The organism is Pontibacter sp. HJ8 (genome assembly GCF_054824225.1).
Genome location: NZ_JSYF01000168.1, coordinates 1 through 11519 on the forward strand (window position 1 = coordinate 1; position 11519 = coordinate 11519).

Genomic DNA, 11519 nt, shown 5'->3' on the forward strand with positions numbered 1-11519 from the left:
CAGGATAGTTTTGAGAGCCATCAACGCCATAGTCCGCTACAGGCCCTAGGCCGACATGACTCCTGACTGCCTATGTGGTAGTCATTCTTCCCCTTTTATTTTTTCTGAATGAGCACCTGAGCAAGGATATACGGTTACGTATCGCCGGTCTCTGCTGTATTCCTGTATTTATTTACTTGTTTAAAGATGGCCATGCGCAGGTATGGCACGGGTATATTTTATCTAGAATGAGCAACCAATCTCCAACTCCTTTTATTATTACTGTTGCCGACGTGCAACATACGTCTTATGCAGCACAGATCTGTGATGAGATGGAATCATCCGCCAAGGCCAGAGGGACAGGTATAGCCAAGCGGACGCCTGAATACATTGCTCAGAAAATGCTGGAGGGGAAAGCCGTGATCGCGCTCGATATAAACGGCGTGTGGGCAGGCTTCTGCTACATCGAAACCTGGAGCCACGGAAAGTATGTGGCCAACTCCGGCCTGATCGTGTCCCCGGATCTGCGCAAAAGCGGACTGGCCAAGCTCATCAAAAACAAGATTTTCGAGCTCTCGCGCACCAAGTACCCCGATTCCAAGATCTTTGGTCTGACCACCGGCCTGGCCGTGATGAAGATCAACTCCGACCTGGGCTACCGTCCGGTGACCTACTCGGAGCTGACCGATGACGATGCGTTCTGGAACGGCTGCAAGAGCTGCGTGAACTACGAGATCCTGATGATGAAGGAGCGCAGCAACTGCCTGTGCACGGCCATGCTGTTTGACCCGGCGCGGGAGCAGAAGCCGATCGCACGCGAAGAACTGCAGATCCTGACACCGATCGAACCATCTAAAACTGCTGTGTATAGCAGCTATACCAAAGGCTCCGATAGCCAGAGCATCAACCCGAAAAGCATTTAATCTAACCATGAAGAAGAAAGTAGTTTTAGCCTTCAGCGGCGGCCTCGATACCTCTTACTGTGTCAAATACCTCAAAGAAGAAAAAGGCCTGGAAGTACATTCGGTACTGGTGAATACCGGTGGCTTTTCAGCAGAAGAACTGCAGCAAACCGAGCAGCGCGCCTATGACCTGGGCGTTGCACAGCATACCAGCCTGGACGAGGTACAATCCTACTACCAGAGCTGCATCAAGTACCTGATCTTCGGCAATGTGCTCAAGAACAACACCTACCCGCTGTCGGTGAGTGCCGAGCGCGTGACGCAGGCGATGGCTATTGCGCGTCATGCCAAGGCATTGGGCGCCGACTATGTAGCCCACGGCAGCACCGGAGCCGGAAACGACCAAGTACGCTTCGACATGATATTTCATGTAATGATCCCGGAGATCGGTATTCTGACCCCGATCCGCGACATGAAACTTTCCCGCGAGGAGGAGATCGAATACCTCAAACAACACGGCGTAGAATATGACTTTGTAAAAGCGCAGTATTCCGTCAACAAAGGCATCTGGGGTACCTCCGTAGGCGGCAAGGAAACGCTTACTTCGCACCTGCCACTGCCGGAAACGGCCTACCCGACACAGCTTTCAAAAGAGCAGCCGGAGCGCGTGACCCTTCACTTTGTGATGGGAGAACTGGTGGGCCTGAACGATACAACCTATGACAGCCCGGTACAGGCGATACAGGCACTGCAGGAAATAGCAGCTCCTTTCGCCATTGGCCGCGACATCCACGTAGGCGACACCATCATCGGCATCAAGGGCCGGGTTGGTTTCGAAGCTGCCGCCCCGATGGTGATCATCAAGGCGCACCATACCCTGGAGAAACACGTGCTCACCAAGTGGCAGCTCTACTGGAAAGACCAGTTGGCGACTTGGTACGGCAGCTGGCTGCACGAAGGCCAGTTCATTGACCCGACCATGCGCAACATCGAAACCTTCCTGCAGGAAACGCAGGAGAATGTGACCGGCAAAATACATGTGCTGCTGGCACCTTACCGATTCCAGGTGGAAGGCATCGAATCAGAGCACGACCTGATGTCTTCTAAATTCGGCAGCTACGGTGAAATGAACAATGCCTGGTCAGGAGACGATGTGAAAGGTTTCTCCAAGATATTCGGCAACCAGGCCATGATGTACCACAAGATCAATAACACGGAGCTATAATGGAAGCACCTATAAAAGCAGGCATTGTAGGCGGAGCAGGATACGCCGGCGGCGAGCTGCTGCGCCTCCTGCTGCTTCATCCGGATGTGGAGCTGGCTTTTGTGCAGAGCCGCAGCCAGGCAGGCAAACCGGTTTCTTCCGCGCATTCCGACCTGCTGGGTGAAACGGAGCTGATGTTTTCTGCTGATGCCGCCATACCTGTCGACGTCCTTTTTCTTTGCGCGGGGCATGGGGAAGCTGCAAAATTCCTGGCCGAAAATGATGTGCCGGCTGAGACCAGAATCATCGACCTGAACCAGGATTTCCGCTGGAACGAAGGCACAGATACCGAGACTGTCGTAGCCGGGGGCAGAAGCTTTGTGTACGGTTTACCGGAATTGCAACGCGAGCAGATACAGCAGGCGCAGCATATTGCCAACCCGGGCTGTTTTGCCACAGGTATACAGCTGGCGCTGCTGCCGCTGGCCAAGCAAAACCTACTCAATGCAGCTGTGCACGTGAGCGGCATCACGGGCTCGACCGGTGCTGGCCAAAGCCTGAGCGCTACCTCGCATTTTAGCTGGCGTACCGAAAATGTCTCGACTTACAAAGTGATGGAGCACCAGCACCTGCACGAGATCAAGCGCAGCCTTGTGCACCTGCAGCCGGAAGGCCAGCCGGACATCCACTTTATACCTTACCGCGGCCCGTTTGCCCGGGGAATTTTCATCACCGCATATCTGGAGTCAGAGCTTTCGCTGGAAGAGGCGCAGGCTTTGTACAGGAACTACTATGCCGGTCATCCGTTCACCCTTGTGACAGACCAGAATCCGGATCTGAAGCAGGTGGTGAATACCAACAAATGTGTGCTGCATCTGCAGAAGCACGGTCCGATGCTCGTCATCACGAGCCTGATCGATAACCTGCTGAAAGGTGCGGCCGGACAAGCCGTGCAGAACATGAACCTGGTTTTCGGCCTTGAAGAAACGACCGGATTGAAACTGAAAGCGACAGCATTTTAACAGTGAGCAGGAATCAGTAAACAGTAAACAAATTTTGAACACTGCTTACTCCTGACTACTAACTTATAACTGATAACTGAAATTATGCTACAGTACCCAAGAACTCTGTTTTACATCTATTATTTAACCTCCTATATCTAGTTCCACAGCCATGAACCTCTTCGATGTTTACCCGCTCTTCGACATAGAGCCAGTTAGAGCCACCGGACTTACCGTTTGGGATAAGGAAGGCAAAAAGTACCTCGACCTGTACGGCGGCCACGCTGTTATCTCCATCGGTCACTCTCACCCACATTACCTCAAGCGCATTGCGCGCCAGCTATACGACATCGGTTTTTATTCCAACGCGGTGCAGATGCCCCTGCAGCAGGAACTGGCAGAAAAGCTGGGTAAGCTAAGCGGTTACGAAAACTACAATCTGTTTCTGTGCAATTCCGGAGCCGAGGCAAACGAGAATGCGCTGAAACTGGCATCCTTCCATACAGGCCGCAAAAAGGTGATTTCCTTCAAGCGCTCTTTTCATGGCCGTACGTCGGCCGCCGTGGCTGCTACCGATGATCCCAGTATCGTAGCGCCTCTGAACGAAACGGAGAACATCATTTTTCTGCCCTTCAACGACGTGGCTGCCTTTGCGGCGGCTCTCAATGAGCATGGACAGGAATTGGCAGCGGTGATCGTTGAAGGTATACAGGGCGTTGGCGGGGTAAACATTCCGGATCCTACATTCCTGAAGGCACTGGCTGCCGGTTGCGAGCGCGTAGGAGCGTTGCTGATACTGGATGAGGTGCAGTCGGGCTATGGCCGTTCAGGTAAATTCTTTGCGCACCAGCATGCCGGTATACAGCCCGACCTGATCGCCATAGCCAAGGGCATGGGCAACGGCTTCCCGGTGGGCGGCGTGCTCATCAGCCCGGAGATAGAGGCGCGTCATGGTATGCTGGGCACTACCTTTGGGGGCAACTACCTGGCCTGTGCCGCTTCACTGGCTGTGCTGGAGGTGATCGAGAAAGAGGAACTGCTGGAGAACGCGACCATCATGGGCCATTACCTCAAGGAGCAACTTGAAGGTATGCCCGGCGTTAAGGAAGTGCGTGGCCAGGGCCTGATGATCGGTATTGAGCTCAACGAGCCCTGCGCGGCCATCCGCAAAGAGCTGCTCAGTCAGCACTGCATCTTCACCGGCAGTTCATCGAACAAAAACACGCTGCGCCTGCTGCCTGCGCTGACCATCAGCAAAGCCGAAGCAGACCAGTTCCTGAAAGCATTTACGAACATACTCTCCCAAAAAGAACTGGCATAATGAAGCAATTTACTTCCGTAAACGATGTGCAGGACGTAGCCGCCCTGGTAGACGAGGCGCTGCAACTGAAACAGTCTCCGCTGGCCAATAAAGCCTTGGGGCAGGACAAAACGCTGGGCTTGATTTTCCTCAATCCCAGCCTGCGCACGCGTATGAGCACACAGAAAGCCGGTCTGAACCTGGGCATGAACGTCATGGTGATGAACCTCGACAAGGAGGGCTGGGCACTCGAAACACAAGATGGTGTGGTGATGAACGGCACAACCGTAGAGCACATCCGGGAGGCCGCTGCTGTGATGGGGCAGTATTGCGATATCATCGGCATACGCTCGTTTCCGAAGCTGCAAAGCAGGGAAGAAGACTACAGCGAAGACCTGTTGAACAAATTCATTCAACTGGCTGGCGTACCGGTGGTCAGCCTGGAGTCGGCTACGCGTCACCCGCTGCAGAGCCTGGCGGACCTGGTCACGATCCGGGAGCAGGCCACTGCAGGCAAACGTCCCAAAGTGGTGCTGACCTGGGCACCGCACGTGAAGCCGATCCCGCATTGTGTTGCCAATTCGTTTGCCGAGTGGATGCAGCAGGCCGATGTGGAACTGGTGATCACCAATCCGGAAGGTTATGACCTGGCCGAAGAGTTCACCAGGGGCGCGCAGGTGGTCCACAACCAGGATGAGGCCTTGCAGGGCGCTGACTTTGTTTATGTGAAAAACTGGTCGAGCTTTGAGCAGTACGGCAAAGTGCTGACAGACGGCGAAGGCTGGATGATGACCAACGAGAAACTGGCACTGACGAATGATGCGAAAGTAATGCATTGCCTGCCGGTACGTCGGGGACTGGAGCTGAGCCACGAGATACTCGACGGCCCGAACTCGTTGGTGATCGAGCAGGCTAACAACCGGGTGTATGCAGCGCAGGCGGTACTGAAGCGTATGCTCGAAGGTATAGCCCAGGTATAGCATGGAGACGTTACATATCCTGAAGATTGGCGGCAATGTATTGGACAACCCGGAACGGTTGCAGCGTTTTTTGATTGATTTCGCGCAACTGCCCGGACCGAAGCTGTTGGTACACGGAGGCGGAAAAATTGCCTCTACCATAGGCCTTCAGCTGGGCATTGAGCCGCAGTATGTGGAGGGTCGTCGCCTGACCGACGCTGAAACGCTGCGTGTCGTGACGATGGTATATGCCGGGCTCCTTAACAAAAATGTGGTGGCGCAGTTGCAGGCACACGGTTGCAACGCCATCGGCCTGACCGGTGCCGATGCCAATGTGATACCTGCCACCAAACGCCCTGTCCGTACGATCGACTACGGGTATGCCGGCGATGTGGCTGGTCCTGAAACAATTAACACAGCCGCCTTGCAGACGCTGCTTCAGGCAGGCCTGACGCCTGTTTTCGCGCCGCTCACCCATGACGGTCAGGGTAGTCTGCTCAACACCAATGCCGATACCATTGCCTCGGTACTGGCTACGGCACTGGCGCCCTTCTTTGCAGTCAAACTGGTGTACTGCTTCGAGAAAAAAGGCGTGCTGGCCAATTCTGCGGATGATGATTCGGTCATACAACGTATAGATCAACACTACTACAAAGCCTTGAAAGCAGACGGCGTGGTAACTGCAGGTATGATTCCGAAACTGGACAATGCCTTTGCGGCGCTGCAGCAAGGGGTAAAAGCCGTGTTGATAGGAGAAGCGGAGGCGCTGCCTGAGCTGGCGGCAGACAAGAAATTTTCAGGTACTACACTGCAGCTGCACCATGGATAAAACGCAGCTATACCTCCATGCACAGACCTTGCTGCAACAGCTCATTGCTATACCTTCTTTCAGCAGAGAAGAAGAGGGCACGGCAAATGCAATCGCAGCTTTTCTGGAAGCTAGCGGCGTACGGGTGCAGCGGAAGCAAAACAATGTCTGGGCCTTCAACAAATACTATAACCCGGCTTTGCCGACGCTGTTGCTCAACTCGCACCACGATACCGTAAAGCCCAACACCGGCTATACCCGCGACCCGTTTGCGGCTAAGATCGAGGAGGGTAAATTATACGGTTTGGGCAGCAACGATGCCGGCGGATGTCTGGTCGCATTGCTGGCTACCTTCCTGTACTTTTATGAGCAGGAAGGACTCAAGTATAACCTGGTCTATGCCGCGACGGCCGAGGAGGAAATATCCGGCCGAAATGGGTTGGAACTGATCCTGCCGGAACTGGGAGAACTGGAGGCAGCCATTGTAGGCGAGCCCACGCTCATGCAACTGGCGGTGGCCGAGAAAGGCCTGCTGGTGCTGGATTGCATTGCTACAGGCCGCTCCGGACACGCAGCACGCGAGGAAGGGCTGAATGCCATCTACGAAGCGTTGCCCGATATCCAGTGGTTTCAATCGTATCGCTTTCCGGTGGAGTCGGAGCATTTAGGTCCGGTGAAGCTATCGGTGACGATGGTGCAGTCCGGAACACAGCACAACGTGGTGCCGGACAAGTGCCAGTTCACTGTAGATGTTCGCCTGACAGATGCCTATACCATGGAAGAAGTGCTGAAGGTGATCCGGCAGCATGTGAAAGCGGAGGTTACACCCCGTTCGATGCGCCTCAAACCATCGTCTATACCCATGGCCCATCCGCTGGTGCAGGCAGGACTGCAATTAGGTAGAAAAACCTACGGTTCTCCTACCACATCCGATCAGGCGCTGCTTGCTATACCTTCCCTCAAGCTAGGACCCGGTGATTCCGCCCGTTCCCACATGGCGGATGAATACATCTACCTGAAGGAAATAGAAGAAGGTATAAACCTGTACATTGCTATATTGGAACGGGTCATAAGGTAAGCTATACCTGAAGCGGGAACAGACATGACATCGTTACTGGCGCGGGAATTATTCCCGTGCTTACCTGTAATGTGTAGTCTCCGACTACACTGCTTCGTCAGAAGCAAAACAGGTATAGCAGGCTTACAATGAAATAAAAAGCGGCCAAAATTTTATACAAACAGGCCGGAGGCCTCACGATAGTATACACGAGCCGGGAGGCTCGCGCAATGACAAAGGAAGTTTAGTACATTTTCAAATCTTCACATTTCCAAATCTACAAATCCCAAACCATGAAACTCTGGCAAAAGAATACCAACGTCAAAAAAGAGATCGAGCAGTTTACGGTAGGCCGTGATCCGGAATTCGATATGCAACTGGCGGCTTTTGATGTGCTGGGTTCGCTGGCGCACACGCGCATGCTGGAGAGCGTAGGCCTGCTTGATAAAAGCGATCTGGATGCCCTGCAGCAGGAGATGAAGAACATTTACCGGAGTATCATGGCCGGAGATTTTGCCATTGAGCCGGGCGTGGAAGATATCCATTCGCAGGTCGAACTGGAACTGACACGAAGACTGGGTGAAGCCGGCAAAAAGATACACAGCGGACGCTCGCGCAACGACCAAGTGCTGGTAGACCTGAAGCTATACCTGCGCCACGAACTGCAGCAGGTGGTTCAGGAGGTGAAGGCCTTGTTTGACGTGCTGCAGCAACTGAGCGAACAATACAAAGAGAAGCTGCTGCCTGGCTATACGCACCTGCAGGTGGCTATGCCCTCCTCGTTCGGGTTGTGGTTTGGCGCTTACGCCGAGAGCCTGGTAGATGATGTGCTGCTGCTACAGTCAGCCTACAAGATAGCGGATAAAAACCCCCTGGGCTCAGCAGCCGGTTATGGTTCCTCTTTCCCGCTCAACCGCCAGCTGACCACGAATTTGCTGGGTTTTGAGACGATGAACTACAATGTGGTGTATGCACAGATGGGGCGCGGCAAATCAGAGCGGGTGGTGAGTACGGCCATCGCATCGGTTGCCGCTACCCTGGCCCGTATGTCGATGGACCTGTGCCTGTACATGAGCCAGAACTTTGCTTTCGTCAGCCTGCCGGACAACCTGACCACGGGCTCGAGCATCATGCCCCACAAAAAGAACCCGGATGTATTTGAGATCATGCGGGGCAAGTGCAACAAACTGCAGGCGCTGCCAACTGAAATCTCCATGCTGCTCATCAACCTGCCATCGGGCTACCACCGCGAACTGCAGTTGCTTAAAGAGTCGCTGTTCCCGGCCTTCGGCGAACTGAAAGACTGCCTGCAGATGATGTCCTTTATGCTGCCGCAGCTCCAGGTGCGCGACAAGATCATGGAAGAAGAGAAGTATACCTATGCCTTTAGCGTAGACGCTGTAAATGCCGAAGTATTAGCGGGTTTGCCTTTCCGGGATGCCTATAAAAAAGTAGGAGAAAGTATAGAAGCAGGCACTTTTGCTGTACCGGCCTCCGTCGTGCATACGCATGAAGGAAGTATAGGCAACCTCTGTAACAAAGAGATCGCCGCGCTGATGGAAGAAGCGATTGCCGGGTTCCGGTTCGAGCGGGTAGAGAAAGCGTTGGAGGAGTTGGTGAAGTAGAATTTCCAGTTTAAGTAAAGACATTGGGAAACAAACAAGGACGGGTCTTCACCTGTCCTTGTTTGTTTAGGGCAGCTTGCACTGTTGGCTTTAGTGGGTGCTCAGGCTGCTTGGAGAATACAGATCAACTCAATTCCAGCGGTAATTCTGCGGCTTTATACTTTTGAGTTTGCGCGTGGCCTGCAGCAGCGTGGCCACAAGCAGCGCGATGAAGACCGATAGGCCAATCACCAGGTAAGACAATATTTTCAGCGTCTTCACCTGTCTCTCAGCCGACTCATACAGTTCTTGCCCCACTTCACCCTGCAGTCGAATCAGTCCGTGCAGGGGTTCCAGCAGGTGCAGGAAAGCCTCTTGCCCTTCGGTCCGGTAGAGCTGCTCTGCCTGTTCTTTTTTTCCACTCCTGCTTAGCTCCAGAATCCTGTCCTGCTCTTCCACCAGTTTTCCGAATTGCTGCTTGTATTGCGCTAGTCCGGCGCTTTCCCGTTCGATCAGGTAGGTATTTTCAAATTTATGGATGAGCGAATCAATGGCAACCGTATTGGCCTCTACCAGCTGTTGCAGGCTATCCTGGTGTCCCATCCCTTCAGACAGCACATGCTCTTCGAGGTATAGCCTGTTCTGGTAATAGCGCTCCATCACTTCCGATATATCCAGCGAGGGCACCAGCCGGTCCTGGTATACCGACCGGAAGTGGTTATGGACCCGGTCGATGCTGTAGCTGGCAAACCAGTTTGCCAATATGATGATGGCAAAAATCGAACCCAGCGCCAACGCCACCTGATTCCTGTTCTTTAAGCTATACACCCATTTCATTGCTTTCCGGCTTGTTTCCAGTACGAAGCTACTAAATATCAGCCACATTTGCCGGGCTATGCGGAACAATGCAGACTGGTGTTCAGGCGCATGAAAGCAACAGGGTTAATTTCTTCTTTTAATAATGCAAATAACTTATGTTGTTGCCAGCGTATAACAGGCACATTCAACTGTAGCGTAACTAAAGCAATAGCACGTGATTCCGATCAAGATCCATACGCAACCAGACGATTCCACCTGCGGGCCGACCAGCCTGCATGCGGTGTACCGGTATTTCAAGGATAACATTCCCTTAGGGGAGGTCATCAAGGAAGTGCCCTACCTGGATGAGGGAGGTACATTGGAGGCCTTGCTTGCCTGTCATGCACTCAAGCGGGGCTACATCGCCCGTATCTATACCTATAACCTGCACATTTTTGATCCGACCTGGTTCGAACTTGACAATGAGCTCTTCATTGAGAAACTGGAGCAGCAGCTGGAAGTCAAAAAGGGAAGCAAGTTCACCCGGGCAACCCAGGCCTACATTGAATTTCTGAAACTGGGAGGGGAACTGCGTTGCACCGACCTGACCAAAAACCTGTTGCGCAACTACTTTGACAAGGGCATTCCTTTGCTGACGGGCCTGAGTTCCACCTACCTGTATCAAAGCGCCCGCGAGCTCAGCGACGACGATGGCAACTCTGTATATGACGATGTACGTGGATTCCCGATGGGGCACTTTGTGGTCCTTTGTGGCTATTCGGATGATCAGAAAAACATTGTAGTGGCGGACCCCTACCAGGAGAATCCTTTTTTTCAGAATAATTACTACGAGGTGAAGGCGTCCCGCCTGCTCAATTCCATCATGCTGGGTATGGCTACCTATGATGCAAACCTGCTGGCCATCAAGCCAGCCTTATCAGAACCCATCGAGGAATAACGAATGCGAAAAATAGTTGTAGTGGATAATCCCAAAGACTGGGATGTGGCGATAGAAGACGTGGAGGTGGTCGATGTGCAATCGTACCTGACCGAGACAGACTATACCGATATAAAACATGCGCGCATATTCAACCTGTGCCGTTCCTATAAGTACCAGAGTGCCGGCTACTATGTGTCTCTGCTGGCCGAAGCGCGGGGGCATAAGCCGATCCCGAGCGTTACTACGATGCAGGACCTCAAAAGCCCGACCATCGTGCGGGCGATCACCGTTGAGCTCAATGACCTGATCCAGAAAACCCTCGGAAGCCTGCGATCCAAATCCTTTACGCTTAGCATTTACTTTGGCCAGAACGTAGCGCAGAAGTACGAGAAACTCTGCCGGCAACTCCACGATTTGTTTCAGGCGCCGCTGCTACGGGCGCAGTTCGTCTACAAGGAGGAGTGGGTGCTGCAAAGCATTTCGGCTATACCGATCAACGATGTGCCCGACCACCACTGGCGCTACCTGGTGCGCTTTGCCAAAACGTACTTTGCCCGCCACCGTTTCTCCGGCGCACGCATTGCCCGCAAGATCTACGACTTGGCCATTCTCGTGGATCCGGCCGAGAAAGAGCCGCCGTCAGATAAAAAAGCCTTGCAGCACTTTATTGATGCCGCCGAGTCGCTAGGCTTTTACGTAGAGCTCATCACCAAAGACGATTACCGCAGGCTGGCTGAATTTGATGCCCTCTTTATCCGGGAAACGACCTCTGTCAACCACCATACCTATAAGTTTGCGCGCAAAGCCTATGCCGATGGCATGGTGGTGATCGATGATCCGGTATCGATCCTGCGCTGCACCAACAAGGTATACCTGGCCGAGCTGCTCACCAAAGCCAAAGTGCCCATCCCCAAGACCATGATCATTCACAAAGACAACAGGGGGCAGGTAGAGGCAGAACTGGGTT

Annotated in this window: 11 protein-coding genes; 10 read left to right on the top strand and 1 reads right to left on the bottom strand. The window is 53.3% G+C overall.

Translation table 11 applies throughout. The annotated features are described in order from the left end of the window. Nucleotides 1–227 precede the first annotated feature (227 nt). The 8 genes from OB13_RS08580 to argH all read left to right on the top strand — a co-directional run bounded on the left by OB13_RS08580 (nucleotide 228) and on the right by argH (nucleotide 8835). Nucleotides 228–902 carry a GNAT family N-acetyltransferase gene (locus OB13_RS08580; RefSeq protein WP_461489748.1) on the top strand — a complete coding sequence of 225 codons (675 nt, stop codon included), beginning with the start codon at nucleotides 228–230 and terminating at the stop codon, nucleotides 900–902. A 7-nt stretch (nucleotides 903–909) separates the two neighbouring features. After that, nucleotides 910–2106: an argininosuccinate synthase gene (locus OB13_RS08585; protein ID WP_461489749.1), complete on the top strand. Its 1197-nt coding sequence runs from the start codon at nucleotides 910–912 to the stop codon at nucleotides 2104–2106. After that, a complete protein-coding gene (gene argC / locus OB13_RS08590; protein ID WP_461489750.1) occupies nucleotides 2106–3107 on the top strand; it encodes an N-acetyl-gamma-glutamyl-phosphate reductase in 1002 nt (333 codons plus the stop codon). Before OB13_RS08585 ends, argC begins: the two co-directional genes overlap by 1 nt. A 151-nt stretch (nucleotides 3108–3258) precedes the next feature. Next, nucleotides 3259–4407: an aspartate aminotransferase family protein gene (locus OB13_RS08595; protein WP_461489751.1), complete on the top strand. Its 1149-nt coding sequence runs from the start codon at nucleotides 3259–3261 to the stop codon at nucleotides 4405–4407. Continuing rightward, on the top strand, nucleotides 4407–5366 hold the full coding sequence (locus tag OB13_RS08600; protein WP_461489752.1) for a Rossmann-fold NAD(P)-binding domain-containing protein: 960 nt from the start codon (nucleotides 4407–4409) through the stop codon (nucleotides 5364–5366). The genes OB13_RS08595 and OB13_RS08600 overlap by 1 nt, the downstream gene beginning before the upstream one ends. Before the next feature lies 1 nt (nucleotide 5367). Further along, on the top strand, nucleotides 5368–6174 hold the full coding sequence (gene argB, locus OB13_RS08605; protein ID WP_461489753.1) for an acetylglutamate kinase: 807 nt from the start codon (nucleotides 5368–5370) through the stop codon (nucleotides 6172–6174). After that, entirely contained in the window at nucleotides 6167–7231 is a 1065-nt protein-coding gene (locus OB13_RS08610; RefSeq protein WP_461489754.1) for a M20 family metallo-hydrolase, read from the top strand. Before argB ends, OB13_RS08610 begins: the two co-directional genes overlap by 8 nt. A 272-nt stretch (nucleotides 7232–7503) precedes the next feature. Beyond that, nucleotides 7504–8835, top strand: coding sequence for an argininosuccinate lyase (gene argH / locus OB13_RS08615; RefSeq protein ID WP_461489755.1), 1332 nt, complete (start codon nucleotides 7504–7506; stop codon nucleotides 8833–8835). 129 nt (nucleotides 8836–8964) lie between these two features. Here argH and OB13_RS08620 read toward each other — a convergent pair whose 3' ends face one another. Next, nucleotides 8965–9699 (bottom strand): MCP four helix bundle domain-containing protein, encoded by a 735-nt coding sequence (locus OB13_RS08620; protein WP_461489756.1) that lies wholly within the window; start codon nucleotides 9697–9699, stop codon nucleotides 8965–8967. Between the two features lie 148 nt (nucleotides 9700–9847). Between OB13_RS08620 and OB13_RS08625 the strand changes: the two genes are divergently transcribed. Together OB13_RS08625 and OB13_RS08630 are read left to right on the top strand one after the other, a co-directional pair. Continuing rightward, nucleotides 9848–10570, top strand: coding sequence for a cysteine peptidase family C39 domain-containing protein (locus tag OB13_RS08625; protein ID WP_461489757.1), 723 nt, complete (start codon nucleotides 9848–9850; stop codon nucleotides 10568–10570). 3 nt (nucleotides 10571–10573) lie between these two features. Continuing rightward, on the top strand, nucleotides 10574–11519 hold a 946-nt coding region (locus OB13_RS08630; protein ID WP_461489758.1), incomplete at its 3' end, for a RimK family protein.

Coding starts and splice junctions, on each gene's coding strand:
- OB13_RS08580 (WP_461489748.1), top strand. CDS start 228: ATGAGCAACCAATCTCCAACTCCTTTTATTATTACTGTTGCCGACGTG.
- OB13_RS08585 (WP_461489749.1), top strand. CDS start 910: ATGAAGAAGAAAGTAGTTTTAGCCTTCAGCGGCGGCCTCGATACCTCT.
- argC (WP_461489750.1), top strand. CDS start 2,106: ATGGAAGCACCTATAAAAGCAGGCATTGTAGGCGGAGCAGGATACGCC.
- OB13_RS08595 (WP_461489751.1), top strand. CDS start 3,259: ATGAACCTCTTCGATGTTTACCCGCTCTTCGACATAGAGCCAGTTAGA.
- OB13_RS08600 (WP_461489752.1), top strand. CDS start 4,407: ATGAAGCAATTTACTTCCGTAAACGATGTGCAGGACGTAGCCGCCCTG.
- argB (WP_461489753.1), top strand. CDS start 5,368: ATGGAGACGTTACATATCCTGAAGATTGGCGGCAATGTATTGGACAAC.
- OB13_RS08610 (WP_461489754.1), top strand. CDS start 6,167: ATGGATAAAACGCAGCTATACCTCCATGCACAGACCTTGCTGCAACAG.
- argH (WP_461489755.1), top strand. CDS start 7,504: ATGAAACTCTGGCAAAAGAATACCAACGTCAAAAAAGAGATCGAGCAG.
- OB13_RS08620 (WP_461489756.1), bottom strand. CDS start 9,699: ATGTGGCTGATATTTAGTAGCTTCGTACTGGAAACAAGCCGGAAAGCA.